28 protein-coding genes, 1 tRNA gene and 1 pseudogene are annotated in these 26,966 nt (G+C 70.7%); 14 read left to right on the top strand and 16 right to left on the bottom strand.

The features are described 5' to 3' along the window. The first annotated feature begins 23 nt into the window (after positions 1–23). The 4 genes from ACTHAM_RS03595 (at position 24) to ACTHAM_RS03580 (ending at position 4,056) form a co-directional block, all read left to right on the top strand. Positions 24–470 carry a hypothetical protein gene (locus ACTHAM_RS03595; RefSeq protein ID WP_440684409.1) on the top strand — a complete coding sequence of 149 codons (447 nt, stop codon included), beginning with the start codon at positions 24–26 and terminating at the stop codon, positions 468–470. Between the two features lie 2 nt (positions 471–472). After that, positions 473–2,413 (top strand): ATP-dependent helicase, encoded by a 1,941-nt coding sequence (locus ACTHAM_RS03590; protein ID WP_440684407.1) that lies wholly within the window; start codon positions 473–475, stop codon positions 2,411–2,413. Between the two features lie 96 nt (positions 2,414–2,509). Beyond that, on the top strand, positions 2,510–2,746 hold the full coding sequence (locus ACTHAM_RS03585) for a helix-turn-helix domain-containing protein (protein ID WP_440684405.1): 237 nt from the start codon (positions 2,510–2,512) through the stop codon (positions 2,744–2,746). Beyond that, positions 2,743–4,056: a HipA domain-containing protein gene (locus ACTHAM_RS03580; protein WP_440684403.1), complete on the top strand. Its 1,314-nt coding sequence runs from the start codon at positions 2,743–2,745 to the stop codon at positions 4,054–4,056. The genes ACTHAM_RS03585 and ACTHAM_RS03580 overlap by 4 nt, the downstream gene beginning before the upstream one ends. Before the next feature lie 10 nt (positions 4,057–4,066). On the opposite strand, the gene ACTHAM_RS03575 is transcribed toward ACTHAM_RS03580, so the two are convergent. From ACTHAM_RS03575 to ACTHAM_RS03555, 5 genes are all read right to left on the bottom strand, one after another. Then, on the bottom strand, positions 4,067–4,669 hold the full coding sequence (locus ACTHAM_RS03575; RefSeq protein ID WP_440684401.1) for a sugar O-acetyltransferase: 603 nt from the start codon (positions 4,667–4,669) through the stop codon (positions 4,067–4,069). A gap of 101 nt (positions 4,670–4,770) precedes the next feature. Further along, positions 4,771–5,166 carry an ArsR/SmtB family transcription factor gene (locus tag ACTHAM_RS03570; protein WP_440684399.1) on the bottom strand — a complete coding sequence of 132 codons (396 nt, stop codon included), beginning with the start codon at positions 5,164–5,166 and terminating at the stop codon, positions 4,771–4,773. A 46-nt stretch (positions 5,167–5,212) separates the two neighbouring features. Then, complete coding sequence (locus ACTHAM_RS03565; RefSeq protein ID WP_440684397.1) at positions 5,213–6,010, bottom strand: hypothetical protein; 798 nt, start codon at positions 6,008–6,010, stop codon at positions 5,213–5,215. Next, a complete protein-coding gene (locus ACTHAM_RS03560) occupies positions 6,007–7,143 on the bottom strand; it encodes an FAD-dependent oxidoreductase (protein WP_440684395.1) in 1,137 nt (378 codons plus the stop codon). The genes ACTHAM_RS03565 and ACTHAM_RS03560 overlap by 4 nt, the downstream gene beginning before the upstream one ends. Before the next feature lie 125 nt (positions 7,144–7,268). Beyond that, positions 7,269–8,714 (bottom strand): ATP-binding protein, encoded by a 1,446-nt coding sequence (locus tag ACTHAM_RS03555; protein WP_440684393.1) that lies wholly within the window; start codon positions 8,712–8,714, stop codon positions 7,269–7,271. Between the two features lie 143 nt (positions 8,715–8,857). On the opposite strand from ACTHAM_RS03555, the gene ACTHAM_RS03550 reads away from it, so the two are divergent. Further along, entirely contained in the window at positions 8,858–9,454 is a 597-nt protein-coding gene (locus ACTHAM_RS03550) for a TetR/AcrR family transcriptional regulator (RefSeq protein WP_440684391.1), read from the top strand. A gap of 46 nt (positions 9,455–9,500) precedes the next feature. Here the strand turns inward: ACTHAM_RS03550 and ACTHAM_RS03545 are convergent, their stop codons facing one another. The 4 genes from ACTHAM_RS03545 to ACTHAM_RS03530 all read right to left on the bottom strand — a co-directional run bounded on the left by ACTHAM_RS03545 (position 9,501) and on the right by ACTHAM_RS03530 (position 12,564). Continuing rightward, a complete protein-coding gene (locus tag ACTHAM_RS03545; RefSeq protein WP_440684389.1) occupies positions 9,501–10,196 on the bottom strand; it encodes an ABC transporter ATP-binding protein in 696 nt (231 codons plus the stop codon). Continuing rightward, positions 10,193–11,323 (bottom strand): FtsX-like permease family protein, encoded by a 1,131-nt coding sequence (locus tag ACTHAM_RS03540; RefSeq protein WP_440684388.1) that lies wholly within the window; start codon positions 11,321–11,323, stop codon positions 10,193–10,195. Before ACTHAM_RS03540 ends, ACTHAM_RS03545 begins: the two co-directional genes overlap by 4 nt. 121 nt (positions 11,324–11,444) lie before the next feature. After that, positions 11,445–11,945, bottom strand: a complete 501-nt coding sequence (locus ACTHAM_RS03535) for a hypothetical protein (RefSeq protein WP_440684386.1) — start codon at positions 11,943–11,945, stop codon at positions 11,445–11,447. Between the two features lie 211 nt (positions 11,946–12,156). After that, positions 12,157–12,564 carry a DUF7878 domain-containing protein gene (locus tag ACTHAM_RS03530; protein ID WP_440684384.1) on the bottom strand — a complete coding sequence of 136 codons (408 nt, stop codon included), beginning with the start codon at positions 12,562–12,564 and terminating at the stop codon, positions 12,157–12,159. Between the two features lie 839 nt (positions 12,565–13,403). Between ACTHAM_RS03530 and ACTHAM_RS03525 the strand changes: the two genes are divergently transcribed. Further along, positions 13,404–13,476 (top strand) — tRNA-Lys (locus ACTHAM_RS03525). Between the two features lie 243 nt (positions 13,477–13,719). Here the strand turns inward: ACTHAM_RS03525 and ACTHAM_RS03520 are convergent. Next, a pseudogene (locus ACTHAM_RS03520) lies at positions 13,720–14,205 on the bottom strand (IS3 family transposase); the annotation flags it as partial. A gap of 97 nt (positions 14,206–14,302) precedes the next feature. On the opposite strand from ACTHAM_RS03520, the gene ACTHAM_RS03515 reads away from it, so the two are divergent. Continuing rightward, complete coding sequence (locus ACTHAM_RS03515; RefSeq protein ID WP_440684382.1) at positions 14,303–15,061, top strand: hypothetical protein; 759 nt, start codon at positions 14,303–14,305, stop codon at positions 15,059–15,061. Positions 15,062–15,152: 91 nt separating this feature from the next. Beyond that, positions 15,153–16,055 (top strand): DUF6615 family protein, encoded by a 903-nt coding sequence (locus ACTHAM_RS03510; protein WP_440684381.1) that lies wholly within the window; start codon positions 15,153–15,155, stop codon positions 16,053–16,055. A gap of 774 nt (positions 16,056–16,829) precedes the next feature. On the opposite strand, the gene ACTHAM_RS03505 is transcribed toward ACTHAM_RS03510, so the two are convergent. Continuing rightward, on the bottom strand, positions 16,830–17,564 hold the full coding sequence (locus ACTHAM_RS03505) for a hypothetical protein (RefSeq protein WP_440684380.1): 735 nt from the start codon (positions 17,562–17,564) through the stop codon (positions 16,830–16,832). Further along, entirely contained in the window at positions 17,551–19,227 is a 1,677-nt protein-coding gene (locus ACTHAM_RS03500) for an N-6 DNA methylase (protein WP_440684379.1), read from the bottom strand. The genes ACTHAM_RS03505 and ACTHAM_RS03500 overlap by 14 nt, the downstream gene beginning before the upstream one ends. A 417-nt stretch (positions 19,228–19,644) precedes the next feature. Between ACTHAM_RS03500 and ACTHAM_RS03495 the strand changes: the two genes are divergently transcribed. Continuing rightward, positions 19,645–19,878, top strand: coding sequence for a DUF7455 domain-containing protein (locus ACTHAM_RS03495; protein WP_440684378.1), 234 nt, complete (start codon positions 19,645–19,647; stop codon positions 19,876–19,878). Positions 19,879–19,931: 53 nt separating this feature from the next. Here the strand turns inward: ACTHAM_RS03495 and ACTHAM_RS03490 are convergent, their stop codons facing one another. From ACTHAM_RS03490 to ACTHAM_RS03480, 3 genes are read right to left on the bottom strand one after another with little or no spacing between them, the layout of a single operon-like run. Next, positions 19,932–20,369: a hypothetical protein gene (locus tag ACTHAM_RS03490; RefSeq protein ID WP_440684377.1), complete on the bottom strand. Its 438-nt coding sequence runs from the start codon at positions 20,367–20,369 to the stop codon at positions 19,932–19,934. A gap of 58 nt (positions 20,370–20,427) precedes the next feature. After that, positions 20,428–21,126: a hypothetical protein gene (locus tag ACTHAM_RS03485; RefSeq protein WP_440684376.1), complete on the bottom strand. Its 699-nt coding sequence runs from the start codon at positions 21,124–21,126 to the stop codon at positions 20,428–20,430. A gap of 11 nt (positions 21,127–21,137) precedes the next feature. Next, on the bottom strand, positions 21,138–22,241 hold the full coding sequence (locus tag ACTHAM_RS03480; RefSeq protein ID WP_440684375.1) for a DNA-3-methyladenine glycosylase family protein: 1,104 nt from the start codon (positions 22,239–22,241) through the stop codon (positions 21,138–21,140). A gap of 169 nt (positions 22,242–22,410) precedes the next feature. Here ACTHAM_RS03480 and ACTHAM_RS03475 point away from each other — a divergent pair, with 169 nt between their 5' ends. After that, positions 22,411–22,818, top strand: a complete 408-nt coding sequence (locus tag ACTHAM_RS03475; RefSeq protein ID WP_440684374.1) for a VOC family protein — start codon at positions 22,411–22,413, stop codon at positions 22,816–22,818. A gap of 10 nt (positions 22,819–22,828) precedes the next feature. Here ACTHAM_RS03475 and ACTHAM_RS03470 read toward each other — a convergent pair whose 3' ends face one another. Continuing rightward, on the bottom strand, positions 22,829–23,476 hold the full coding sequence (locus ACTHAM_RS03470; protein ID WP_440684373.1) for a TetR/AcrR family transcriptional regulator: 648 nt from the start codon (positions 23,474–23,476) through the stop codon (positions 22,829–22,831). A gap of 253 nt (positions 23,477–23,729) precedes the next feature. Between ACTHAM_RS03470 and ACTHAM_RS03465 the strand changes: the two genes are divergently transcribed. The 4 genes from ACTHAM_RS03465 (at position 23,730) to ACTHAM_RS03450 (ending at position 26,916) form a co-directional block, all read left to right on the top strand. Then, positions 23,730–25,034, top strand: a complete 1,305-nt coding sequence (locus ACTHAM_RS03465; protein WP_440684372.1) for an MFS transporter — start codon at positions 23,730–23,732, stop codon at positions 25,032–25,034. A 162-nt stretch (positions 25,035–25,196) separates the two neighbouring features. Further along, complete coding sequence (locus tag ACTHAM_RS03460; protein ID WP_440684371.1) at positions 25,197–25,385, top strand: hypothetical protein; 189 nt, start codon at positions 25,197–25,199, stop codon at positions 25,383–25,385. Positions 25,386–25,444: 59 nt separating this feature from the next. Next, a complete protein-coding gene (locus ACTHAM_RS03455; protein WP_440684370.1) occupies positions 25,445–26,032 on the top strand; it encodes a DUF6318 family protein in 588 nt (195 codons plus the stop codon). An 89-nt stretch (positions 26,033–26,121) separates the two neighbouring features. Continuing rightward, positions 26,122–26,916: a PKD domain-containing protein gene (locus ACTHAM_RS03450; protein WP_440684369.1), complete on the top strand. Its 795-nt coding sequence runs from the start codon at positions 26,122–26,124 to the stop codon at positions 26,914–26,916. The last annotated feature ends 50 nt before the right edge of the window (positions 26,917–26,966 follow it).

Raw genomic sequence — 26,966 nt, 5'->3', positions numbered from 1 at the left:
CGACCGACCACGAGGAGGAACCCATGGCAGGGCGTGTGCCGTCGACGCTGGACGAGCTGCTGCGCGAACCCCCGGGCCCCCGCGCCGTCCTGGACGGCCTCGTGTACCGGTGCCTGGGCGCGACCTCGCCCGTGCGGCTGCTCGTCGACGCCGCCACGCACCAGCGGCACCGCCCGCTCACCGGTGAGCTCGCCCGCTCGGCGTCCGACGCCGACCCGCTGTGGATCGACGTTCGCGCCAAGAGCGTCGAGCGCCTGTTCACCCGCAGCTACCAGCTGGAGGTGCGCGGCGGCACACCCGGCCAGGTCGTCACCCTGGACGCCGAGCACCGACGCGTGGAGATCTGGACCTACCGGCCGCCGGTCGGCAGGGATGCGACCGAGCTGCAGGGCAATGCCAAGGACGGCTTCTGGTGCTGGGTCGACCTCGACGACATCGTCGAGGTCAGCTTCTTCGACACGACGCTGTAGCGGTGCCCGTCGAGGTGGGTCGGGTCCTGGCGGGCCTGGACGAGCAGCAGGTGGCGGCGGTCGTCGCACCGCCGGGACCGCTGCGGATCCTCGCGGGGGCGGGGACCGGCAAGACCCGGACGGTGACGCACCGGATCGCGTACCAGCACCTGACCGGCGCCGTCCCGGCGACCCTGGTGCTGGCGGTGACGCACTCGTCGAAGGCCGCGGGCGAGATGCGGGACCGTCTGGACCGGCTCGGGGTGGGCTCCGTGCAGGCGCGCACGTTCCATGCGGCCGCCCTGCGGCAGCTGCGCTACTTCTGGCGGGCGACGGGCCTGCCAGGGGACTCCCCGGTGCTGCTGGACGCCGACGGCAAGGGCACGTACTACCGGTACCTGCGCGCCGCGCTCGGCCGGACGCTGGGGATCTCGGGCGCGGAAGTGGACCCGACGGTGGTGACCGACCTGGCCACCGAGCTCACGTGGGCTGCCGCGCGGGACCTGACCGCCGAGGAGTACCGCGAGCGGGCGAAGGCGGCCGGTCGCCGGCCGGGGACCGCCCCGTCGACGCTCGCCGACGCGATGGCCCGGTACACCAGTGCCAAGCGCGCGAACGGGGTGCTCGACTTCGCCGACCTGCTGGCCTTCTGCGCCCGACTGATCGAGCAGGACGACCAGGTGGCCGCCACGGTCCGCACCCAGTACGCGGCGTTCGTCGTCGACGAGTACCAGGACACCGACCCCGCACAGCAGCGGCTCCTGGACGCCTGGCTCGGCGAGCGGGACACGATCGCCGTGGTCGGGGACGCCCGGCAGGCGGTCTACGCGTTCAAGGGCGCGGACACCACGCTGATCCGGGACTTCCCCGTCCGGTTCCCGCATGCGGTCACCGTGGACCTGGTCCAGGACTACCGCTCGACGACTCCGGTGGTGGACGCCGCGAACCGGCTGATGGCGGGCACACCGGAGGCCGCGGGTCCGGCCCTGGTCGGGATGCTCGGCGACGGCCCCGCGCCGGACGTGATCCGGTGCGACGACGAGGACGAGGAGGACGCACGGATCGTCGCCACGGTGCGCCGGTGGCAGCGCGAGGGCGTCCCGGCCGAGGAGATCGCTGTCCTGCACCGGTTCAACGCGCAGGCGGTGACGATCATGGCGGCGCTGCGCGACGCGGGGATCGCGGTGGTCGGTGGTGACGGGTCGGCCTTCTTCGACCGCCGCGAGGTCACGCAGGTCCTCGCGGTGCTGCGTGCCGCGGCCGCCGACGCACCGCAGGACGACCCGGCCGAGGCTCTCGGGCGCGCCTTCGGGCAGGTCGGGTTCGACCCGGACCGGCCGCCGGACGGCATCGGTGCGGCACGTGAGCGCTGGGACGCCCTGGACGCGCTGCGCACCCTCGTGGAGTCCCTGCCCGCCCACCTGAGCCGCTCCCTCGGGGCCTTGTCGGCCGACCTGGACCGCCGCGCCGCCGAGGACCACGTGCCGCCCGGGCGCGGCGCGGTGACGGTCAGCACGATCCACAAGGCCAAGGGCCTGGAGTGGGACGCGGTCCTGGTTGCCCGCGCCACGGACGGGTCGCTGCCCTCGGTGTACGCGACGACGCCGGCCGAGCTGGCCGAGGAACGCCGCCTGGCGTACGTCGCGGCGACGCGCGCCCGGCGGCACCTGGTGGCGACGTGGTCCGCGGGTCGACCGTCGGGGCGGCCCGGTCGGCCGTCGCCGTTCCTGTCCCTGCTCGTCCCCGTCGGCGAACGCACGACGTCCCGCACGGCAGCCACGGTCGGCCGGGGCTCCCCCGCCGGCTCCTCGTCTGCGGCCCGGTTCACGGTCGGCCAACGGGTCACGCACGACCGCCACGGCCTGGGGCGCGTCGTCGACGTTCGCGGCGGCAGCGTCACGATCGACTTCGGGACCGACGGGCGTCGGACCGTGCGCCCGGACCACACGCTGACGGCCCTCTGAGCACGACGTCCCCCCGCCGGGACTGGCGGCATTATTGCCGCATACGATCGTGGCGACACTATTGTCACCATCGCACGATGCGGCAATACTGACGCCATGACGGACGATCGAAGGCCGCTCTGGTCCCACCCCCGGTCGCCGGCCGACCTCGGGGCCTTCCTGCGGGCCGCGCGCATCGAGGAGAACGTGACCCAGGAGGCACTGGCTGACGAGCTCGGCTTCGACCGACGGGTGCTGCAGCGCATCGAGGCCGGCGAACCCACCCTCTACGCCACCCGCCTGTTCGCCCTGATGGCCCGCCTGGGGTGCGAGCTGGAGCTGCGCAAGCCGTGACCACGCTCGACGCCTGGCTCTACGGCACCCACGTCGCCGAGGTGCGTTCACTGCGCCCGGAACGCGTGGAGCTGCGATTCACGGGCGACGCGCTCGACCGCTGGGGCGTGAACTCACCGATCTTGTCCGGCCTGCTGCCCCTCTCCTCGAAGGCCCCCGCGCCGGCACGTGTCACCGCCTGGCTCCGCGGACTCATGCCCGAAGGGGCCTCACGTCGCCGCCTGGCGCAGAACGCCGGGGTCGACACCCAGGACACCGTCGCGTTCCTGGGTGCCTACGGACTGGACGTCACCGGGGCCCTCGTCCTCGTCCCTCAGGGCGCCGACCCCGACCCGCCCGGGCACCTCGATCAGGTCAGCGACGCGCAGGTCGCCCACCTGCTCGACCAGGCCGAGACGACCGGCTCCGCCGACCAGATCACCTCCATCGCCGGCCTCGAGACCAAGATCGCCCTGACCTGGACCCCTGCCGGGTGGGCATCGCCTGTCGGCCGACCGCCCTCGACCCACATCGTCAAGCTCACGCGACCTGCGGGCTCGCGCATCGCAGACCTCATCGACACGGAGGCCGCAGCCCTCGACCTGGCCCGCCGGTGCGCACTGAGCACCGTGCGCGCCGAGCTGGTCACCTTCGCCGGCCGGCGCACCATCGTCGTCGAGCGCTACGACCGGGTCTCGCACGACGACGGGCGACTCACCCGGGTCCACCAGGAGGACGGGGCGCAGCTGCTCGGGCTCAACACCGACGATCCCGACCGCAAGCTCCAGTGGGGACGCGCGCTGCCGTCGTTGCGTGAGCTCGCCAGGATGCTGATCAGGATGGGCGAGGTGCGCCCCACCGGGTTGCTGGCACTCACGTGCTTCAACCTCGTGATCGGGAACACCGACGCACACGCGAAGAACATCTCAGTCATCCACCGCGCGGACGGCTCCACCCAGCTGGCTCCCGCCTATGACGTGGCGATGCACCTCCATCACCCGCACGTCGCACGGCGCTTCGCGATGGACGTCAACGGCTCCAGCGACATGGACCACATCACCGCGGAGGACCTGGTGACCGAGGGGCGCTCCTGGGGCCTGACCCCGCGCGACGCGAGCCGCACCGTGCGCGACACGCTCGAGCACCTGCAGCGGGCGCTCGCCGACATCGACCGCGACGCACACCCGGGCGTGAGCGACGCGGCCTGGACGACCGTGCGCACGCGCACCGACGCGCTGCTGAGCCAGGCACCGGCGAGCCCGCCGCCGACGCGGGGAAACCGTCGCCCCGCACCGCGCCCCGAGGACGACCTGGCAGGGCGTCCGTCCTAGCCGAGCCGGCTCAGGCCTCCGACTGCAGGGAACGGACGACCCGCGCCGGGTTCCCCGCGACGATCACGTCGGGCGGGACGTCCTTGGTGACCACGGACCCCGCACCGACGACCGACCGTGCCCCGATCGTCACGCCCGGGCACACCACGACGCTGCCGCCCAGCCAGACGCCGTCCTCGATCGTGATCGACGAGACCCGCTCCCACCCCTGCGGTCGCAGCTCGGGGTCGAGCACGTGGGTCGGGGTGTACAGGCGCACGCTCGGACCGATGAGCACGTCCGCGCCGATGCGGATCTCGCCCCCGCCGAGCGTCAGGAAGTCCGCGTTGATGAACGTGCGGTCGCCCACGTGCAGCCGGTGGCCGTAGTCCAGGTAGAACGGCGGACGGAAGTCTGCACCCTCGCCGACGCTGCCCAGCAGCTCACGGAACAGCGCCTCGGCGGCCGGGCGGTCCTCGTCGTACAGGGCGGTGATCCGCCGGCACGTGCGCTGCGTGCTGGTCGTCAGGTCGGCCAGCTCGGGGCCGAACCGGTACCGGTACCAGTCGCCGGCCACCATCTTGTCGTACTCGGTACGGCTGTCCGCGAGCGCGGTCGCCAGGTCGAGCTCCACCCGGGTCCTCCTTCGTCGACGAACCTCGAGTCTGGCAGCCGCGCGAGGCCGGTCGGTGCAGGGCAGGTCGGTGCGGGGCACGTCGGTGCCCCGCACGCCCGTCAGATGCAGGTCGCCGCGTAGGGGCAGGTGTCGCAGTCGAAGGTGTTGGTGCACGGCGTGAAGGCGTGCGCGAACGCCAGGTCGAGCACCTGCCGGTACTCGGCGACCGTCTCCAGGTCCAGCGTGTAGTGCACCCGCGAGGCGACCTGCTCGCGTCGGACGAACCCGGCGCGGTGCAGGATCGCCAGGTGCTTGGTGGCGGTGGGCTGGCTGATCGCCAGGATCCGGGCGACCTCGCTGACCGACAGCGGGGCCTCCTGGTGCGAGCCGAGCACCTTGATCATCTTCATCCGCACGGGGAACCCGAGCGCGGCCTGCAGCTCGCAGGCGCGCTCGACGAGCCCGCGGCCGGGCCGCAGGTGGTTCGTGCCGATCGTGAGCGTCTCGCTGGCCACCGTGGCTCCTTCCGAACGGGCGCCGACCCTACCGGCGCGGACCGGGTCAGCCCAGCGGCGCCGGCCGGGCCTCGTCCGACCACACACCCATCGACCGGACGACCTGGTCGACGCGGGACGGGCGCTGGCGGCCCTCGGCGACCTGCTTCACCTTCTCCAGCATGCGGCGGACCATGAACACCGACGGGCTACCCAGGGCAATGACCGTCGCCCACTTGGGCACGGTCCGGCCCCAGGGGCCCCACGTGGTGTCGCACCGGTTGACGAACCGGGTGCGGCCGTCGGGCAGCTCCTGCAGGACGAAGTTCCAGGTCCAGGCGAAGTGCGTCACGCCGAACGGGGGCTTGAGCGCCATGCCGCCCTGCGCGGTGGGTGGGCGGCGGGTGTCGGACAGCGACGTGAAGTACCGCCCGGGTTCGACGTCCATGACCTGCGAGCCGATGCCCGCCTGGTGGTAGAAGAGGAACTCCCCCGGCTCGATCGTCTGCCAGGCGTCGACCTTCTCGTAGGTGTTGAAGATGTGGAACGTGCACAGCCGCTCGAGCCAGGCCAGCGCGTAGAACCCGCCCTTGCGGCTGCCGAGCTGGGCGACCACCTCCCACACGGTGTCGATCGGGGCGTCGATGGTCACCTCCTCCTGCAGGCGCACGAACGGGTCGTCGGGCAGCAGCAGGTCGTCGCCGGGCAGGGGTTCGGCTAGTGCGGACTTCGACGACCAGGCGCCGCGCCCGTAGACCCAGAAGTAGACGAACACGGCGACGGGTCCCAGCACCACGGCGAGGAGGGCCAGGCGCGGGTGCTTGCGCAGGATGGTGAGCAGCGACGACATCGGGCGGCCTCTCATCGGGGGAGCTTCTTGAGGATCTGGCGGGCGGCGTACACCCCGGAGATGGCGGCGGGCTCGAGGCCCAGGCCGTTGTGGTCACCGGCGACGTAGGTGCTCGGCCCGTACTGCTGCTCGACGTAGGCGCGGCCGGAGACGTACATCGCCTTGTCCCAGTCGCGGCGGGACACGAGCTCGTGGCGGACGAACAGCGCGTCGAGGTCGACCTCGGGCTCACGGCTGTAGACGAGCACGCTGCCGTCGTCCTGCACGGCGGTGAAGATGATGGGTGAGCTGAACGGGAACAGGTTCATCGCCTCGTGGTCGAGGCCGGCGCGCAGCCGACCACGCACGTGCAGCACGTACAGCTGGCAGGTCTGCCGGATGTCCCCGAGCCCGAGCAGCTCGGCGGTGACGGAGGCGGGTGTCGCGAACACGACGTCGCGGGCCTGCAGCGTGGTCCCGCCCGCCGTGGTCAGCGTGTGCACACCGTCCTGCTCGCTGTGCGCGACGACGGTGTCCTCGACGAAGGTGTCGCCGAGTCCGGCCCGCAGCGCCTGCTCGTCGACCGAGAAGCGGTGGATCGGGACGAGCAGGCCCTGGGACACGTTGCAGAAGTCCAGGGCGGTGATCGAGTCGAGGTCCACGCCGGTGCACGCGTAGGAGAACTTGGAGACGTAGTCCTCGGCGACGGCGCCGAGCCGGTGCGCGGCGATGAACTCCGAGGCGGGTTGCACGAACAGCCGGGCGATGTACGGGTCGAGCTCCATGGCCTCGCGCTGCGACATGTACTCGCAGTTGGTCTTGAAGCGCGCGTAGTGCCGCATGAAGCGGGCCATGACCAGCGCGAACGCGCCCAGCCCGGGGGCCCGGCGCAGGGTGTGCCCGCTGAGGGTGGCGAACGAGCCGTCGGTGTCGTGGAACCGGCACGAGAGCGGGTTGATGCGGGTGCGGCGCGTGACGAGCTTCTCGGCGTGGTGGTAGTTCGACATCACGAAGTAGGCGCCGAAGTTCACCGCCTCGGCCGCGTCGTACGCGAGCCGACCGCCCAGGGTGTCCGAGACGACCCGGATGTCGGCACCCCCCTCGCGCAGGGTCCTGGCACAGCTGAGCCCGGCGCTTCCGGCGCCGATGACCACGGCATCGTGGATCACGGTATTCCCCTATAGCAGTAGGGCTATGACACACCTGACGCTAGGGGGCGGGGACCATCGCCCCCGAGGGACGTAGGGCCCGGGTGAGGCAGGTTCACCCGGGCCGGCACCGGTCTGGGAGCACCTCAGTGCCAGGCAGCCAGCAGGTCGGCCGCTCCGTAGGCGACGTCGGCACCATTCACCGGGCCCCCGCTCGGGCTGATCGCCGCCACGAGCGCCGACTCCGCGTGCGGGATCAGGTCCCGATGCCTGCGCAGCTGGGCGACCTCGGCCGAGGTGACCTCACCCCTCGTCCGCCACTTGATCGTCCCCACCATCAGGGTGGCGGCGCTCCCGCTCGCCACCACGTCGACCTCGACGTCGGATGCGCGGGTCCACCACGGGAGCACCGTCTCCGCCCCGGCCAGGCGGGGGTCCGTCCGTGCCAGCCGCGTCAGCGCCTGACGGACGACCGGCTCGATGCTGTGACCGCGCCACGTCTCCCAGTCCCTCTCGAACGCGGCGACCGCCAGGTCGGCGCGCCCGCGTGCGATCCGGTCGACGTGGCGCTCGACGTAGCGGAACCAGAAGCGCAGGTAGGGGTCGGTGACGCGGTACCGGCGCAGCTTCGAGGTGGGAGCGGCCCATGCCGGCTGCTCCCGCTCGATCAGCGCCTTGGCGTTCGTCAGCGTGCTCAGCGCGCGCGTGGCTGCCGTCTGGGCGTTGGCACGTTCGGACGGGTCGGAGATGGCCCCGAGGACGTCCATGAACCCCGGGTTGGCGACGTCGCTCGACCCGATCGCGGACAGCACCTGGTAGGCGGCCTGAGGCTCGGGGAACTCCGCGTCGAGCGTCAGCCGACCCGTGGTGATCAAGGGGCTGAACTCGTCCTGCAACGCTCGCGTCACGTACCGGTGGACGCCGGCTCCGCTCGCCGCGAGGTCGGTCACCAGCCGCGGGTACCCGCCCGTGACGAGGTAGGCGTCGAACCCGTCCGACGCACTCGCCCCGAGCGCCTGGGAGACCTCAGCGGGGTTGAGAGCAGGGACGACCAGCGGCGAGACGCGACCGAACAGCGGCCGGCCATGGCCCGCGAGACTGTCCATCATCGCGACATCCGACCCGATCAGGATCAGGAGGATGGGGAGCTTCTGCAGCGTGCGGTCCCAGAGCGCCTGCAGCTCGCCCTCCAACGTCGAGACCTGCTCGACCATCCACGGGAACTCGTCGAGCACGGCGACGACCGGGCCGCTCCGAGCGGCGACGGCCAGGCGGGTGAACCAGTCCCGCCAGCTCGTCGCCGGGCTCTGCGCGAGCAGGTCGGCATCGACAACGGGTCGCTGCGACTCCACGAGCGCGGATGTGGCATCTGCGAGCTGCGCGGTTGCCGGCGCGCGGAACACGCCGGTGACGAAGACGTACGGCACCGTGCCGCGTTCCACGAACCGCTCCACGACGCTGGACTTGCCGACATGCCGTCGGCCCCGCAGCGTCACGATGCGCCCGCCGTGTCCACGCTCCACCGACTCGAGGTGGCCGGCGAGGGCGTCGAGCGTCTCGCTCCGTCCGAAGAACTCCCGCGCATGATTCACGACACGTATCATACTCCGGACGTTCCATATTCTGGTCTGTCGACCGTCCGACCGAGACCGCCCGTACCATCGGTGTCCGGTGCAGCGCGCCGCGGCGGAGACTCGACACGAGCCCGACGACGCGCGCGAGAGAGGGGGCCGAGGTGCCGCGGATCGATGCCCCGACGGTCGCCGAGCACCGCGCGGCCCGGGAACGGGCCCTGCTGGACGCCGCGCGCGGCCTGCTGACCGACCGGCCCGACCGACTGCCGACGCTCGCGGAGGTCGGCGAGCTCGCGGGCCTGTCCCGCTCGAGCGTCTACCAGTACTACGCCTCGCGCGAGGACCTGCTCTCCGCGGTGGTGCGCGACTCGTTCCCCCGCTGGCAGGGGCGGCTCGACACGGCGATCGCGGCGGCGACCGGTCCGCGCGGACGCATCCTGGCGTACCTGCGCGTGAACCTCGAGCTGGTCGCGGACGGCGAGCACGCCCTGGCCCGGACGTTGGTGTCGGTGGCCCCGTCCGAGGAGCTGGCGCGGCGGTCGCAGACGTTCCACGACCAGCTGCTCGTGCCGTTGCGCGGTGCGCTGGACGAGCTCGGTGTGAACGACCCGGAGACGACGACCGAGCTGCTCAACGGCCTGGTGCACACCGCCTCACGCCTGGTCGAGCAGACCGGCGACCTGGAGCGCACCTACGACGCGACCGCGGCGCTGGTCGACGCGTACCTGCGCACGCTCCCCGGGCCCTCGCCCGCCTGACAGGGCGCGGCCGCGTCACCCTGCCAGGCGGTGCCGGGCGAACCGGTCAGGCCGGCCGCAGCTGCCCGTCGACCATCTCCAGCACGCGGTCGCAGTGCTCGAGCACGTCGTGGTCGTGGGTGACCATCACCGAGGCCACCGCGTGCCGATGGGTCTGGTCGGCCAGCAGCTGGACGGTCTCGTGCGAACGGCGCCGGTCGAGCGCTGCGGTCGGCTCGTCGACGAGCAGCACCGACGGCGAGGCCACGAGCGCCCGCGCGATGCCGACGCGCTGACGCTCACCACCAGACAGGTTCCCCGGGCGCCGGTGCGCGTGGGCGGTCATCCCGACGGCCTCGAGCAGCACCTCCGGGGGTGTCGTGGCGCGCCGACCGGTGATGTGCTCCATCAGCCGGAGCTGGTCGAGTGCGGTGAGCGCAGGCACCAGGTTGCCGGACTGGAACACGAAGCCGACGTGGTCGCGCCGGAACGTCGCCCGGGCGCGCGCCGACAGGGTGGTGACGTCGACACCGTCGACGACGACCGACCCGGAGGTCGGCCGGGCGAGGCCGCCGGCCACGGCGAGCAGGCTGGACTTGCCGGCACCCGAGGGCCCGACGACAGCCACGAGCTCACCGGGAACGACCTGCAGGTCGACGTGGTCGAGGGCGACGACCTGCAGCTCACCGGTGCCGAACGTCAGGGTGATGTCCGCCAGGGTCAGGCCGGTGCGGACGCGGGCGGGGGCGGTGGCAGTGGTCATCGGTTCTCTCCGAGGGCGGCGACGGGGTCGATGGCGGCGATGCGGACGGTGGCGATGCTCGCGCCCACGAGCCCGAGACCGAGCAGCAGCGCAGCACCTCCGACCACGGGTGCGGTCTCGAGCGCGAACGGCATCCCGGTGCCGAGCAGCAGGCTGCCCAGGCCCAGGCCGACGGCGACTCCCACGCCGACGGCGGCGACGAGCATGATCGCGGCCTGCAGGACCCCGTCGCGCAGCAGGAACCCGGTGGACGCACCGATCGCCCGCATCACGGCCAGCTCACGGGTGCGCTGCACGGTCCAGAGCGTGAAGAACGCCCCGACGACGAGCGCCGAGATCGCGTACAGGAACACCTGGATGAGCTCCATGGTCATCAGCTCGGCCGTGTACCCCGGCGAGGAGTCGAACGCCTCGGCGATCGTGCGGGACGACGTGCCCGCCGCGGCGTCGCCGGCCGCGAGGTCCGGCAGCGCACCGTCGACGCCGCGCAGCGCTACGACGCTCGCGACGTCGTAGGTGCCCGCGTCCGGCTCCTCACCGGGCAGCAGACCCGCGTGCACCTCCTGCCAGGTGGTCAGCGGCACGTAGGCGATGTCGACATGCCCGAACGTGCGCTGGTCGGCGGTGAACCCGACGACCGTCAGCTCGGTGCCCAGGCGGTCGAGGGTGATGACGTCCCCGAGCTGGACGCCCTCGTCGCGGGCCGAGGAGCTCAGCACGGCCTCCCCCGGCGCGGCGAGTGCCCGCCCGTCGGCGACCTGCGGGGCGACGAACCCGTCGGGCTCGACGCCGAACAACGTGAGGTCCACCGGTGTGCCGTCGGAGTCCTTCGCGTTGACGATCGACGTGCCGAGCAGCTCGGCGTCCGCGACGTCCTCGCGCGCGGCCCAGGCGTCACGCTGGGCCGTGGTCACCTCGGACCGGGTGAACGCCGAGTCGGTCTTCGTGCCCTCGGAGAAGGCGACCGCCTCGACGGGGCTGCGCATCAGGCCGGACACGCCGTCGACGACGAGCCCGGACGACAACCCGGACAGCAGGACCATGAGCACGGCGATGAGGGCGATGACGGCGCCCATCAGGCCGAAGCGGGTGCGCGCGAAGGCGAGCTCACGCAGGGCGAGGAACACGGTGCACCTCTCGGGGAGGGGAGCCGCGAGGTTATCGACGCGGTGTCGACATCTTACCGACACCGTGTCGGAAAACTAGAGGTCGTGGCTCAATCCGCGCCACGCGGTCCCCGGGCTGCGCTCAGGCGAGGATCGCCAGCAGGTCCTCCGCCGTGGTTGCCGGTGCGAGCGGGACGAAGTCGACCGCCCACTCGGCCAGGATGACGCTCCCGTCAGCCGGGAATCCGGGAAGGCAGGTCAACCACGCGATCACCTGTGCAGTCATCTCCGCGTCACCACTCTCCGCCGCCAGCGACCGACCCTCCACGTCCACGTCGAGCTGCAGGGTTACCCCCGGACCACCCTCCGGGACTTCGAAGTACCCCACGCACACCGACGCCACCCGGCCCGTCTCCGGGACGAACACCGAACCGGGCCACCGTTCGGCCACGGCCGCCTGCAACTCGGCGAGATGGAACCGGAAGTCGCCCTCTGCGACGGCGAGGATGCACTCAGACACGGCGACATCCTGCACCGCGGCGAACACCCGCAGAAGCGACGCAGCCCGGTCACCCCACGGCAGACTGCGCGCGAGCAGAAACTCCACCGCCTGCCCCATGCCGAGCAGGAGCAGGTTCCACACGCGGTCCTCGGGTCCAGCGTCGTCACCGCGACCCGCACCGACGCAGCACCCGCCACCGCCGCCACACCATGCGCGCAGGGATGGGCCCCGACGCGTCCCGCCGGACCAGCCATCGGCATGCTCATCGGGCCCTCGGCGTTGTCCTGACCGGCGAGCGCCGGTCGGCCTCGGCACCGTACTGCGCTGCGGCGCCTGGAAGTGTTAGAAGGAATCAGCGGCCGACCACCGCACCAGAATCCAGACCAAGGGCCGCAAGATCCGCCTCGACCTTCGCAATGAGATGCCGACAACACCGGGCGACAGTGGCCCACTCGGTCGCCTTCGTTACCGCTCCCGCCACGAGACTTGAGCTCACCTCCCACCCGGCAGCAGCCCGACGAATTGCGATCGCCCCGACGCCCTCGTACGACATGGACTCGAACTCGAAGTCGCCCCGATCCGGATCGTCGAGCCACATCGAAAGGTCTCGCGCGAGTTCCACGACGGGGAAACCCGGCTCGTCAATGACGACCTCGTCGCCGTCCACGACCCGGAGACGCGCATCGAGAGACACCAACAAGTCCGCCAGGGTGCGGCCCCGCAGGTCGCCTCCACTCAACCGCTCGTAGGTCATCTCCATGGTGACCACCTCCCATTCAGACACCCGGTGCTCAGTTCACGCGAGGAGGCTCCAGTGCTCCTCGTCGTGACGACACTCACTCGGACACTCGGGGCGGGCGGGGCAGAACGGACACTCCGGGTCCCCGCACCGGCCACTCACCCAGCGATCGCACAATGAGCAGAGGTCGCCGTCGTATGCGTCGCAGTAGAGCAGCAACCCGCCGCCGCACACGTCGCAAGCCCTCTCCACTCGCTGAACGTACGCCCGCGCGGGCGTCGGGCGGGTTGTGCATGCTCCGTGGCTGGTCTCCCAGAGGCCAGCCACGGCCTGCAGGGTCAATCTGGCTCGCTCGGTGGTGGGGTCGGGTCGGGCAACCAGGCGCGGAACCGGTCCGCATCCGACTCAGGAAGCGGCAGGTGCGTAAGAGGGCCAGAGCAGCCGTCAGTGACCGCAGACCCTCAAGCCTTCGTAGATGGGAGGAACCTCGCCCATCGCGACTCGGTTCCACTCCGCGAGCATCTCGGGGGCGGAGGCACGATGACCGCGCACACCTCATCGCCTGGATGAACATCCTCTTCCGCCGTGGTCATCCTGGGCAGCAACCCCAAGGCGTAAGTCGGCTCGAGCACGAGGGTGTGCCCACGAGCGGCCGCCTCAACTTGGCATGTGGTCCCGCGACGAACCGCGCCGCCGAGCCTCGCCCCGCATCAGGGCCTCGCCCCTTAGTGCGGCACGGTCCCTGCACCGCCTGGACCAGGCGGTACCGTCAGTCCGTCACACCGCGGCGGTCCACGTGTCGCTCGCGAACGACACGGGTGCTGTCCTGCGGATTCCACGAGTGAGTCCACTCACCACCCGGGCCTCTAGCTCAATTGGCAGAGCAGCGGACTTTTAATCCGCGGGTTGTGGGTTCGATCCCCACGGGGCCCACCTGACCTGCGGCTTTACTTCCCATTGACCTCAGAGTCACTGACATGGTCACTGAAATGTTCACGATCTCCGGGGCGCGGGCAGCAGATCGGCAGCGGTCGTCGAGACCCGCCGAAGCGCCAGGTAGTGATCCTGGAGCACCTGCAGCCGGCGATGCCCTGAGTGGTCCGCGATCGTGCGGTCCGGCACCCCGGCCTCGTGAAGGGTAGTGAGGTCTGCTGCACGAGTAGGTGACAGTGGTTCTCAGGCGGCGAGTGCGACCTGAGTGGTCATGATCGTCTCGTACTCGATGGGTGTCAGGCGTCCGAGGCCGCTCTGGCGTCGGCGGCGGTGGTAGGTCCGTTCGATCCAGGTGATGATCGCCAGGCGCAGCTCGTGGCGGGTGGCCCAGCGGCGGCGGTCCAGGACGTTCTTCTGCAGCAGCGAGAAGAAGCTCTCCATGGCTGCGTTGTCGCCCGCGGAGGCGACCTGACCCATCGACCCGAGAAGGTCGTGACGGGCCAGGACGCGGGCCACCTTCCTGCTTCGGAACTGGCTGCCCCGGTCGCTGTGAACCACGCAGCCGGCGACATCACGCCGCCGTTGCACTGCGCTGACCAGCGCGTCCACCGCGGTCTGGGACGTCATCCGATCGCTGATCGAGTACCCGACGATCCGGTTGGAGAACACGTCCTTGATCGCGCAGAGGTAGACCTTGCCCTCGGCGGTCGGGTGCTCGGTGATGTCCCGTACCTGCTGATTGTTCAGTAGGCGTAGAGCCCCCTATCCAGGGAAGCTTGCGGATCCACGTCGACTGAGTTGGTGGGCACTCCGCTAGGTTCGGCTCGTGGTCCGGACCCTGGAGCCCTCCAACGTCGTCGATGACTTCGTCGCGCACATCAGGGACGCGAAGGCCCGCAGCGATCTTGAATACCACGCGATCCCGGGCAACGCCGCCGACAGGCTGACGCGCCAGCGCGGCCTGGTGTCCGACTTCGCGTTCCGACTCGGAGGCGAGTGGGAGCTCTTTCAGCACCGGTGGCACATCGCCGTTATCTCCAAGGCACCGGCCACGTTTGTCGCCTCGTTGCAGGCCAAGCTCGACACCGCTGTTGCGGAGCTCCCCGGGCACGGCATCGTTCCTGGGCTGAACTCCTTCCACCCGGAGTACCCGACGCGGCTCCCCTCGGACACGATCGAGTCCCTGCTCGACAGCTCCGGCTACAACATCACGTTCAGGTCGATCGCCGACTGGAAGAGCGCGACCGCGCGAGACTTCACCAGGCCGTACAGCAGCCGGGTTGCACGTATCGCCAACACCCCAGAAGACGCCTGCGTCCTCGAACTGGTCAAGGCCGTCCGCAACTTCATCGCCCACGGAAGCACGCAGAGCCGCGCAACCCTGAACGCCTGCATCGCCACACGGCCAACCCTGACTCAGGGTCCCGGACTCGTCGGGGCGTCGAACGCGGGTCTGGCTCGAGGCAACATCAAACGAGTCCGCGACGTCGGCGTCTACCTCCGAGGCAGTGCCGACCAGGGCATGCCGCGAAGGGTCACCGTCCTCACCAACCGCCTCGAGGCCATCGCAGCAACGCTCCGCTAGCTGGCGCAGCCTGGGGGTACGCGTCACCCGTCCGTAGGAACAAGCGGCGCGTCGAGTGCACGTCGCCCGAGCCCTTCGTCAGGATCGCTCCATGCCGCGCGCAACCACCTCCGCTGCTCCGTCCGCCTTTCGCACGGCGCTAGCCCGAGAGGAGTACCGCACCGGGTCAAGGCTGGACACTGCCGCGTCCGTCGGGCTCCCTCTCTGGGAGACGACCCTGTCGCAGGAGCTGTGGCTCGCACTCGCGACCAATCCAGCAACCAATGGCCGGCTACACATCCGCGTCTACTCGCAGAACGAAGAAGGGGTCAACGGAGCCGACTGGGCGTGGTCCTTCACAGCAGCCGGATCCTCCACCCTCGTGCCCCTACTTGTGCAGGCCAAGCGACTTTGGGACCAGGGATACGCGGTCAACCAAGCCGCAGGCACTATCACGCAGGCCGAGCGCCTTTCGAGGTACGCCCGGCAGCACGGCATCCCTGCGGTGTACGCCTTCTACAACCCCCAGTCTGTCGCCGCCGGACTCGCACAAGACTGCCCCTGGGAGTCCGCTCTGTGCCAGCTCGGAGGCATCACTATCGCCGACGCACACGAAGTCGCCGCGATCGCATCCGGTTCGAAGAGCAAGTCGATCAGGCCGACTAGTACCTTCCCGGCGTCTCTCGGGTTGTCGATCGCTGAAGTTGCGTGGCCGCTGTCGTGCGCCCTCTGCTGTGGAACTAACCACACCTGGCCGAGCGGAGACTTCCCCGCGGCCGTCGGGAAGGCGCTGAGAGCATCTAGCGTGGACGGCACGACGAGCGTCGACCAGCAGTCACCATTCGTCGTCGGGCTTCGCGAAGCTGTGCTCGAACTCCGGGAATCGGCACGCCAGGCTGAAACTGAGCACTGGGCGGACGACGAATGGCCCGACCGACCAGGGGCCGCAGGTACGTTCCTCGCAGAGTTCGGGCTTTCGGGCCTCGTCTCGGTGGATCTCGAGACCGGCAACTGACCGACTGAACCCCCATCGCACCGCGGCTGTCTGATTGTCCTCCCTGCCGCTCTCGTAGCCGCCAGCCGAAGCCGGGCCACAGCGAGGCCCGTGCAGGGCCGATGCGTGTGTGGCCCGGGCGCAGTCAGAGCGGCGGACCCGCCAGCTCGCGGTCGACCGCTAGCTCGACCATCCGCGGTCTGGAGCCGCGCTCAACCGGACCACCACCAGTACCGGGCCGGTCGACCAGCAACCCCACCAGGACCGCACCGGCACGAACCGACCGTCCCGACTGCCCCGTGGTCAGGAGCCGCTCCCGACCGCACCACCCACCCGACCGGGCTGGTCACCCCGAAGGCACCGAGGCGCACCGGCACAGGCAGTCCCCGGGCCACCGACCGCAGGAGACGACACCAACCGGAGCCGACACCGGAAGGGAGCGCTACGCGAACCCGGCGACCGCTCACACACCCCAACTACCTACCTGGGAGTCGCCGTCATCGCGGCGTCGGGACGAGCGAGTGTTTGTGCAGGTCAGGGCGCTGCAGTGGCGCCGGAGTGCGGTGCCCACCCCCTGGGCACAGTCATCGGCACCGACATAGGCAGAGCGATCGGCGTCAAGACCTACAGTTCGGCGCGTCGACCACCAGGTCGGGGCAGCGCCGCGTGGGGTGAACGGCAGACGCCGGCCGTCCGGTTCGAGCCAAGCGACGCGCTCATCTACAACCTCATCAACGACTGGTGGGGGACGCAGCCCATCTACCAGTGACGGAGGCCTGGCGGCGAATCCACAACTTACGTGCGACGGATCTTTCCATCGCCCGGCGCCTCGTACAGATCGAAGTTGCGTTCAGCGATGAGGGTCACGATGTCGTCGAACGCGTCGCTGAGGTTCACCGGCGTGCCGGGATCGTTCACTTCGTAGCAGGTGACGCCCGGCTGGAACGGGTTCGGGTCGACGAGGAGGAGGTAGAGGCGCTCGTACTGCTCTTCCCGGCCGGATGGGTCGGGCCGCCGTGTGAACAGGCGCAGCCGGGGAAAGGCGTTGACAAAGGTGCTCTTGCGACGCGGTGTGTCGTCCGTCGCGGCCTGGTGGTCCATGAAGAGGAAACCCGAGAGCACCGCGTACGGGAACCGTCTGTGCAGGGTGACCGCTTCGACGAGCAGGTCACCTCGCCGATTGGTGAGGTTCTTCTGGAAGGCACCGCTCTTGCCGTCCCGGTACATGATGGTCTTGACGGAGCACGCGAAAATCAGCCCCGACTCCTCCGTCGACCAGCTGACGTCGACACGCTTCGCGCCGATGCCGCCAGCCAGTCGGCGCTCCGCCCCTGAGATTCCGAGTTCACCCGGGCTGGCAGGTCGCACCTCGGTCATGCCGCGCTGACGCAGTTCCTCCGCGATCGCTACTGCGAGCGTGTTGCTGATCTTGTTGACCCAGGGGTTCTTGATCTTCTGCGGGGCGCCATCCGGAGGCTTGGGCCCAGCAGACCGAACCGCCTCAACCAGCAGGTCGTCAATCCGCGCCACGCGTTCCCCTAGCAACTCGGCGGGCCATCAGGTCTGCGTGAGTCTCGCGCAGCCGCTTGACGTCTGCACGAGACACGCCGAGTTCACCGATGAGAACCACTTCGTCGACCAGACGCGCCGCCTCGGTGAGCTTGCCCGAGCGCAGGTGGCGTCCGACCTGCGGGCGGATCGCGTCAAGCCTCGCGGAGGTCGCGTTGACGACATCGAGCGAGGGGACGGGCAGCCGGTCTGCCTCTCTCGGCTCAATCTTCAGCATGCCGCCGCCGTAGGCGCGTCCAACGGTCTCAGCCCCGAGCAGCGTCATCGTCGTGAGCGATGCGAGTGGAAGGTACTGCCGCCCGACAGCCCGATGACCTTCGTGCAGGTAGACGCCGTGCACAGAGTTCAGGTGATGCGCTGCCGCAAGGTTCGTCGTCAGTCGCGGGGAGTCGGCGTTCATGTAGGTGAGCATCAAGTCAGCAGGCTTCACGAGCGGCACTCGCCACCAGGGCTTCCGCACGCGGCACTTGTACGCAAGATCGACACCCGAGGTCTCTCCAGCCTCGATGTAGCGCCAGGCTGCTGCCGAAGGCTCTCCGGACGGTCGGAACAGGCAGGTGGCTGAGCCGTGAGCACCCAGTTCATTCATCGCTGAGGTGGAGAAGGACAAGCCCCTCAGGTGACGACTCCCGGGCGGAGAGAGCCGCATGACGTCCGTCGCCGCGAGCCCCAGCTCTGCGACCCTGGCGGGGCTGAGCGCGAAGTAGCGGTTGTTCCCCGTCACCATCCCGAGCGTCGTCTCGCCCCATTGGTGCAGGACGGTGTAGTTGCCACCAGCGAGCAGAGCCGAGTAGGTGTCCAAGACATCGCCAGGCATGAGGGCCGCAGCCCATCGCTCCCCTGGCACTGACGGGCTCCATGTGCGCGCAACTGACAACTCGGCGAGCTGGTTAGCGTTCCTCGCCTGGTAAAAGGCGATATGCCCTGCGGATCCGGAGTCGAACCCGTCGGCGAGGAGCAGTACGACCTCCTCCAGCACTTCCGGGAAGACTCTCTCGGTGAAAAGCACGACGTCAACGCGCGCGAACCGCTCCATGAGGAACCGCCGTACCTCGGCGGCGTAGTTCACAGTCATCAGTTCAGCCGGAAGAACAAGCCCGAGGCGACCACCAGCCCTCAGCTGCAGCGCGGCATGGACGGTGAACGCCGCCCACGACGAGGCCAGCCCGGTGAGCGCGACTCCGCCGCGTAGTGCCGCCTCACGTGAAGAGGCACGGGCTTCTCCGGAGAAGTCCTGGTACCGCACATATGGCGGGTTGCCGATGACCGCGTCGAACTGGCCCGCACGATCGAACGCGAAAAAGTCGCCGACGTGGACGTCCGCAGGGGACCCAGCGGCGTCGAGGAGTGCGCGCGCCGAGGCCGCAGACGCAGGGTGCAGTTCGACGCCGACGAGTCCACCAGTCGGTGCCTGCGCGTCGCTGTCTGCGGCCAGCTCAGTCCGACGCGCCCCCGCTGCGAGGAGGAAGGCGGCCTCTCCGCACGAGGGCTCGAGCACCCGGTCGTCGAGCGACCGAACTGCCCACCGGGTCACGTAGTCCGCGATGCGATCCGGGGTGAAGAACGCACCTCGACCCTTCCGCAGCTCCGCGGTGTCAGGCTGGAGCACGGCTGCGAAGTTCACTGGAGCAGTCTCCCCCAAGCCACTGACATGCCTAGCAGGCGCGCCGCCGAAGACGACCTGGCAGGCGCCTCACCGTGAGCAAGAGGCCGCCAGGCGTCACTGGGATGTCACTGAGATGTGCGATGTGGTCGCGCGCTCTCGGATGTGCTCAGGTGATGCGTTCTAGCAGGTCAGAGGCCGGATCGATGAGTTCGGATGGTCCCTGATGAGACTCTCGCCTCTACTCCGCGGGTTGTGGGTTCGATCCCCACGGGGCCCACGTACCCGAGTATCTCCGTCGCTCCCGGCGGGGTTCACCGCTGAGCGAACACCGGCGAGGAATGGCCGCAGGGTTTCGCGGGGTTCGGATGGGCAGTAGACGCGGTGCTCGATCCTTCGACGGGAACCGCCCCTCCAGCCGAGACGAGGTGTCCGCCCATGACCGCCACGACTGTCGACGTCCCGACGACCACCGCCACCCTCACCCGGCAGGACCGGTGCGACCGCTGCGGCGCGCAGGCGTACGTGAAGGCGACGATCCCCACGGCCGACGGCATGGAGCTGCTGTTCTGCGGTCACCACTTCCGCGCGCACGAGCTGAAGCTCGTCGCGGCCGGGGCAACCGTCGTGGACGAGCGTCACCGCATCGACGAGCGGTCGTCCGAGGACTGACGGACAAGGGGTGACGAGCGGGTCCTCCACGCGTGGCCGGCCCGCTGCCGGGGTCAGTCGCGCGGTGATGCGTCCAGGGCGCGGAGGAACGCATGCTGCACGAACCGCATCTCCCTGCGGTCGCAGGCGATGAGCACCTGCTCGTCGCCGTCACGACACTCGAGCACCGTCCACCCGGGCGGCATGTCCCGGTCGTCGGCGCGTGTCGCGGGACGCGCTCGGACCACGGTGAGCTGGGAGACCGGGATGTCGCGACGGGTGCCGGGCATCCCGCGGTCGACCACGTGGGACAGCGCGTCGCCCTCCACGACGAGCAGCCCGCCGGCAGCCCGGCAGTACGGCCTGCTGCCGAGGACGAAGCCGGCGAACGTGGTCGGGCGCCCTCCCTCGAACGCCCGCGCCGCCCGGCGCAGGCGAACCCTCGCGTAGGCCCACGCTCCCAGGGCCCCGCCGATCACGCTCGCCAGGATCAGCCACAGCACGTCGCCCACGTCGTCCCTTCTTGTTCTGGCACGAGCGGTTCCGTGCGCGGCGCGGCGCGGCGAGCCGTCACGGATACCGCTCGAGACCGGGCAGCACGAGGTAGGAGACCATCGCCAGCTGCCCGTCGGTCTGGTCGACCCCGCCGCCGGTGGGGCACCTGACCGTCACCACCTGCTGCACACCGGGTGAGGTGAGGGCCCGGGCGGTGACCATCACCCATGCGCCGTCGGCCGGTTCGCGCACGACTGCGCGGGCGACGTCGTAGGTGGGCCCCCCTTCACCCGCTGGCTCGTCCAGGCCGCGCACGGCGCGCGCCGGGCCGGCCACGGTGTCCAGGTGCTGGATCCGGTCGGCGACCAGCGCCATGGAGGCGGTCTCGTCGTCCGTCCCGGGCGGTGCCTGCGCCGGGCCGAACTCGTCGAGCACCGTGCAACCGTTGCCGGTGTTCTCCAGCACGCGCGTGATCGTCACGTCGGGCGATGGCTCCGGCGCAGGTGGGTGACCCGCCTGCTCGGAGCAGTCCCAGACCTGCTCCAGGGTGTCGTGGAACAGCACCTCCTGGTCTGCGGCGAGCGCGGCACCGTCGGCGAACGTCAGGCTCGCCGACGACTCCCCCGGTGGCGGCGCCGTCCAGGACGGCGGTGATGTGCGGTCGACGCTCTCGGCGGGCGCAGGTGAGGTGGCGGGCGCGCACGCAGGCAGGACGCTCGCGAGCAGCACCGTCGCGCCGGCCCGCGCCGCGCGCCCGGTGCCCCCCATTCCCATGCAGCGGGACGCTACGCGGTCAGATCCCCGCCCGGGTCGGAACCGGGCACCGTCGCCGGCGGCTGTTCGGGATCCTGTCGGACGGCGGGGCTCGGCGAGTCCACGGCGGCCTGCCACAGGTGCATCGCCGCGTAGGACCGCCACGGAGCCCACGCGGCGGCACGCCGGGCGAGCACCCGGTGGGCCGCGGAGGTCGGCAGGTCCACGTCGAGCACGCCGATCGCCCGCGCACCGGCCAGCAGGGCCACGTCGCGTTCGAGCCACGCGTCCGGGTCGCCGAGCACCCGCATGGCGACGTAGGCGGCGGTCCACGGCCCGATGCGCGGGCGGGCCACGAGTCGTGCACGCAGCTCGTCGGGGTCGACCTCGGCGTGCACGGCCAGGTCGCCGGCGGCCAGGGCGCGGCAGGTGGCCAGGAGCGCGCGGACGGCGGCACCGGGCAGCCGCACCGGTCGCCCGGGGTCGAGCGGCTCGCCGGGTGCCGGCTCGGGCACGGTCCGCACGATCTGCTCGGGCGTCGGGAACAGCCGGCCGAGCCCCGGCACACCGGACGCGTGCGGTGACCCGGCGTGCGCGGCCAGCCGGCCCAGGTGGGTGCGGGCCGCCGCGACGGAGATCTGCTGCCCGACCAGGGCACGGACCACCAGCTCGTGCGGGTCGACGGCACCGGGCACACGGATGCCGGGCGTGCGGGCGACCAGCGGGGCCAGCGCGGGATCGGCTGCCAGCGCGGTGTCCACGGCGACGGGGTCGGTGTCGAGGCCGAGCATCCGGCGGACGCTGCCGACACACGGCCCCAGGTCCTCGGCAGAGGCGAGCTCCAGGTGCGCTCGCACGTCCCAGCCCCGACCCGGGTGGTGCGTCGCGACGACCTCGACGGCGGCCGGGCCGGCGGGGAGCGACAGGGTCCGGGCGTACCGGAGCTCGTCGGGGCGCGTCAGGTCGGCGACCTCCACACCCCGGACGGCGCGGACCGCCAGGAACCGGAAGACCCCGGGGGCGTCGAACGGGTGCCGCACCGGGACCTCGACGTCCTCGCTGAAGGGGCCGCCACGGTCTGGTGCGGCTGCGCGCACGTCCGCCGAGGCGTCACTCTCCCGGTGCTCGATCCCCATCGCTCCGCTCTCGTGACACCCGACCCGCACCACCGGCCTGAGGCTGTCGGCGACGAGTCTCACCGTAGGCGAGCCCTCGCGCACGACCCACCGCAGGAACCCCACCGGCCCGACGTCACCCTGCGCGTCGTCCTCGTCGGTCGCACACTGGCCGACGGAGGTGCTGACCATGCCCGAGGCGTTCCCGACTCTCGTCCAGGTGGTGCTCGACACCACCGACGCCCGCGCCCTGGCGGAGTTCTACCGTCGGCTGCTCGGCTGGGACTACGCGCCCGGCCACGACGAGGTGGACCCCGCCGGTGACGACTGGCTGAACCTGCGCAACCCGACGGGCGGGGTGGGCCTGGCGTTCCAGCAGGTCGAGTCGCTGCCGCCCTCGACATGGCCGGGCACGGAGAAGCCGCAGCAGCTGCACCTGGACCTCACGGTCCCGGACGTCGAGGCGCTGACGGTGCAGCGCGACCGCGCGATCGGCCTGGGTGCCCGCGTGCTGCTGGACCGCACGGACGACCCTGACGAACCGCTCTACGTGTTCGCGGACCCCGCCGGCCACCCGTTCTGCATCTTCGTCGGGTGACGTCGGACGATCAGCGGTAGTCGTCCCACACGGGTGACGGGAACAGCACCTGCTCGAACCTGGCCCACTCCTCGACGATGCTGATGGCGGGCCGTCGGAACATCCGCACCTGGATGCCGTCCATGGCCTCGAGGCTCATCTCGACCAGGTGCCGGATCTCGTCGAAGGAGCCGATGCTCGGCGGCAGACGCCAGGCGATGCTGCTGTAGAGCTCCCACACCGAGGTGGGCCGGTCGGCGAAGTAGGCGTGCGCGGGGTGCTGCTCGGACGCGGACTCGGCGCCGAGCACCATGTACAGCTGGATCAGGTGCGCGCGGGTCGAGTTGAAGGCGACCAGGTAGCGCAGGTACCCGGGGAACGAGGGGCCGTCGGGGTGGACCGCGCCGGGGTCGCCGCTGGCGATGTAGTCCTGGGGTGTGCCCGCGCGGTCGTACTGCTGCTCGACGAGCAGGCCGAGCAGGCCTTCCTTGTTGCGCACGTAGTGCAGCAGCCCGGCCTGGGTGATGCCGACCTCGTCGGCGACGTCCTGCAGGGAGACGCCGTAGTAGCCCTTGCGGGCGACGAGCCGGGTGGCGGCGGTGAGGATCTGCTCGGTGCGCTGCGCGGGGGTCAGTCGGACCCGCTTGCGTGCTTCACGAACGATCTGCTGCTCGGCCACGTCGCCACCTCCTTCGACGCGTGAGGCTACCCCGCTCACAGGAACGGGTTTGACATGCCGGGATCGCCGACCTAGTTTTCCCGCTGTTATCTAGTGGGTACTCGGTAGTGGTCGCGCGGCGTCGATGCCGCACGACCAGAGCTGCCGGGCAGCCACGGCGGCACCCGCCGCCACCGCGTTCGACGAGGACCGCAATCCCACCCGGGAGCTCCGACGTCGGCGCACCTGGGTGCTCCAACCAAAGAAGGTGGACATGGAAACCCAGGCACCGGCCGTCACCGAGGCCGTGCGCGAGCCTGCTCGCACGCAGGACGAGCTCGCCCCCGACACCGCCGCACCCTTCACCGCGGTCCGCACGGCGCAGTTCGGGGCCGGCTTCATGCTCTTCGGGCTGCTGTGGGCCGTCGGGCTGATGATCGTCGCGGCCGTGCTGCTGCCGCAGCGCCTCACCGACCTGGGGGTCGAGTCCCCCGCCGCGATGCTCGGCACGATCAACGCCATCACGGCCGTCGTCTCGCTCGTCTCCAACCTGGTCGTCGGGAACCTGTCCGACCGCACGCGAGGCCGCTTCGGCCGCCGCACCCCGTGGATCCTCGGCGGCGCCGTGCTCGGCGGCATCACCCTGACCGGCGTCGGCGTGCTGTCGAACCCCGTGCTGCTCACCGTGTCGTACTGCCTGTCGATGGTCGGCCTCAACATGATGCTCGCCCCGGCCGTCGCCGTGCTGTCCGACCGGGTCCCCATGCGTCTGCGCGGCACCATGTCCGCCCTGTACGGCGGTGGCCTGGTCGCCGGGCAGGCGCTCGGCACGCTCATCGGCGCGGCCTTCATCACCAACGCCCTGCCCGGGTTCGTGCTCGGCGGTGCCCTCATGCTGCTCGGCGGCGTCATCGCCCTGGTCCTGTGGCCGCGCGAGCGCTCCGCGGCGGACCTGCCGGCCAACGTCGGCGGGCTGAAGGACCTGCTGCTCTCGTTCCGGCCCCCGGCCAACGCCCCCGACTTCTACAAGGCGTTCGTCGGCCGCCTGCTCATGCTGGTCAGCTACCAGATGATCACCGCGTACCAGCTGTACATCGTGCAGGACCACATCGGGCAGACCACCAAGGAGTCCGCCGCGACCATCGCGACGATGTCCGTCATCACGATGATCGTCTCGCTGCTCGCCTCCGTCGGCGCCGGACCCATCTCCGACAAGATCGGCCGCCGCAAGGTGCCCGTCGTCGTGGCCAGCGCGCTGTTCGCCGTGGGCATCGCGATGCCGTGGGTCATGCCGACCACCACCGGCATGTTCCTGTACGCGGGCATCGCCGGCTTCGGGTACGGCGTGTACACCTCGGTCGACCAGGCCCTCAACGTCGACGTGCTGCCCAGCGTGGAGAACGCCGGCAAGGACCTCGGCATCCTCAACCTGGCCACCACGCTCGGCCAGACCGTCGGCCCGATCATCACCTCGACGATCGTCGTGGCCACCGGCACCTACGCGGTCGCGTTCCCCGTCGCGATCGCCATGGCCCTGCTCGGCTGCGTGTTCATCCTCAAGATCCGCTCCGTGCGCTGACCGCGCACGACCACCCGAGGAGGGGGCCGCTCCGCACTGCGGGTCGGCTCCCTCCTCGTCCCGCGCGCCGCTGACTCACGCATCCCCACGGCTCCGCCCTCCCCGGGGCACGAGCCCGAGCACGGGCGACAATGGAGATCCGCCGTGAAGGGAGCCGCGTCCATGAACGAGCCGGAACCCCAGCAACCGGTCGACCCCGACGACCCGCGCACGCAGATCGAGGTCGGAGTCCTGCTCACGAACGGGCGGCTCGCCGGCCGGCGGTTCGCCTCCCGAGCCGAGGCCGAGACCTGGGCACAGGACGGCGAGCAGGTCGTCGAGTACAACCTCGTGTGCGAGTGCGCCGTCTGAACGCACCGGCGGCGGGCGGCGCCTGACCTGTCCACAGGTGTGCCGATCCCGCCTCAAGGATGGCCGGTTTGGGTAGGTTCGCCGGTATGCCTGCACGGACGAGACGCCTCCTGGCCTGCGCGACCTCGATCGCCGCGGCGGTCGGACTGCTCGCCGGGTGCACCGGGACCACGCAGGCGGCCGACCCGACCGCCACCGCGTCGCCCACCGCCACACAACCGAGCCCGAGCGCGACACCGAGTCCGAACCAGGCCGCTGCCGCGCCGCAGTGGACGCCCGCGATGGACGAGGTCAGCGCCGACGGCGCCCGCGACGTCGCCCAGTACTTCCTCCAGCTCTTCCCGTACGTCATCGAGACCGGCGACACGAGCGAGTGGGACCGGCTAAGCCACCCCGAGTGCCTCTACTGCGCGGATGTGAGCCGGTACGCGCGAGACAGTTCCTCGCTGACATCCGCGCCGGAGGTCAGCCTGACGTTCGAGAGCGTCGAGGAGCTCGACCCCGGAGTCCTGTTCATGGTCTCCCTCCGGTACGTCGAGGCCTTCGACGACGGAACGACGAAGCCCTTCTCCGGACTGGTCTCCGTTGTCCGCCAGGGTGAGCAGTGGCTGATCCGCGGCGTTCAGCTCGACGTGGTCGCGGAGTGAGCCGCGCGTGCCGCTCAGCCCTCCTTCTTGCGCTCGTGCTCACCTCCGTGACGACGGCGACCGGCGCCTGGGCCGACCCCTCAGACGAAGTGACGAGCACAGCCTTCGCCAAGGACAACAACGCCTGGCTTGAGGCGATCTACGGCCTCGCCGCGGAGCATGCCGCGGCAGCCGATCCGGCCTCGTCGCCGTGGGCGTACGACCGTCTGGCTCACTGCGGGATAGGAACCAACACCGGCGACGCCCTGGCCGTGGGGTGCCTAGGCACGCCGCCGGCATGCGAGGACGGAGCTCAACCTCTCCCTCCTCTGTTCCGCCGACCCAGCGACTCCACCGACGAGAACGACTGGGAGCAGATCGGAGGGTGGGTCTGCCCCGAGCAGGCTATCCCCGCGTTCACCGCCCACGACCTACGTCAGCTGCCCATCGCGCCGGGCACCGCGGGGATCAACCCGACCGCTGGGCCGTTGCTGGTCAACGCCACCAACGTGGTGTTCACCGACGCGGGCGAGCAGCAGTTCACCACGAACCTGCTCGGCTACACCTTCGACGTGATCGTCACCCCCACCACCTACACCTGGGACTTCGCCGACAACACCCGCCCCCTGGTCACCACCGACCCCGGCGCCCCCTTCCGACCCGGCGACGGCGACCGCCTCGATGAGTACCTCACCCACGTCTACACCCAACCCGGCACCGCCCAGATCACCCTGACCACCACCTGGACCGGCCGCTACCGCATCCCCGACCTGACCGACTGGCAAGACGTCCTGGGCACCGCCACCACCACGACCACCAGCCGCGCCCTGACCATCGAAGAACGCCGCACCCACCTCGTCGGAGCCACCTGCGACCAAGAACCCGACGCACCCGGCTGCGGCTGAACCCAACAGCCACACCGCACATGGACGTGGGCGCCGCCGGGGCGAACCGG

It is taken from the genome of Cellulomonas soli (assembly GCF_052036975.1).
Taxonomy (GTDB): Bacteria; Actinomycetota; Actinomycetes; order Actinomycetales; family Cellulomonadaceae; genus Cellulomonas; species Cellulomonas soli_A.
This window is presented reverse-complemented; position numbering and strand designations above follow the sequence as displayed.

What these genes read in the sequence shown, in the direction of transcription:
- ACTHAM_RS03595 (WP_440684409.1), top strand. Translation starts at nt 24, where the DNA reads ATGGCAGGGCGTGTGCCGTCGACGCTGGACGAGCTGCTGCGCGAACCC.
- ACTHAM_RS03585 (WP_440684405.1), top strand. Translation starts at nt 2,510, where the DNA reads ATGACGGACGATCGAAGGCCGCTCTGGTCCCACCCCCGGTCGCCGGCC.
- ACTHAM_RS03565 (WP_440684397.1), bottom strand. Translation starts at nt 6,010, where the DNA reads ATGAGAGGCCGCCCGATGTCGTCGCTGCTCACCATCCTGCGCAAGCAC.
- ACTHAM_RS03545 (WP_440684389.1), bottom strand. Translation starts at nt 10,196, where the DNA reads ATGACCACTGCCACCGCCCCCGCCCGCGTCCGCACCGGCCTGACCCTG.
- ACTHAM_RS03530 (WP_440684384.1), bottom strand. Translation starts at nt 12,564, where the DNA reads ATGGAGATGACCTACGAGCGGTTGAGTGGAGGCGACCTGCGGGGCCGC.
- ACTHAM_RS03510 (WP_440684381.1), top strand. Translation starts at nt 15,153, where the DNA reads ATGCCGCGCGCAACCACCTCCGCTGCTCCGTCCGCCTTTCGCACGGCG.
- ACTHAM_RS03495 (WP_440684378.1), top strand. Translation starts at nt 19,645, where the DNA reads ATGACCGCCACGACTGTCGACGTCCCGACGACCACCGCCACCCTCACC.
- ACTHAM_RS03485 (WP_440684376.1), bottom strand. Translation starts at nt 21,126, where the DNA reads ATGGGAATGGGGGGCACCGGGCGCGCGGCGCGGGCCGGCGCGACGGTG.
- ACTHAM_RS03480 (WP_440684375.1), bottom strand. Translation starts at nt 22,241, where the DNA reads ATGGGGATCGAGCACCGGGAGAGTGACGCCTCGGCGGACGTGCGCGCA.
- ACTHAM_RS03475 (WP_440684374.1), top strand. Translation starts at nt 22,411, where the DNA reads ATGCCCGAGGCGTTCCCGACTCTCGTCCAGGTGGTGCTCGACACCACC.
- ACTHAM_RS03465 (WP_440684372.1), top strand. Translation starts at nt 23,730, where the DNA reads ATGGAAACCCAGGCACCGGCCGTCACCGAGGCCGTGCGCGAGCCTGCT.
- ACTHAM_RS03460 (WP_440684371.1), top strand. Translation starts at nt 25,197, where the DNA reads ATGAACGAGCCGGAACCCCAGCAACCGGTCGACCCCGACGACCCGCGC.
- ACTHAM_RS03455 (WP_440684370.1), top strand. Translation starts at nt 25,445, where the DNA reads ATGGCCGGTTTGGGTAGGTTCGCCGGTATGCCTGCACGGACGAGACGC.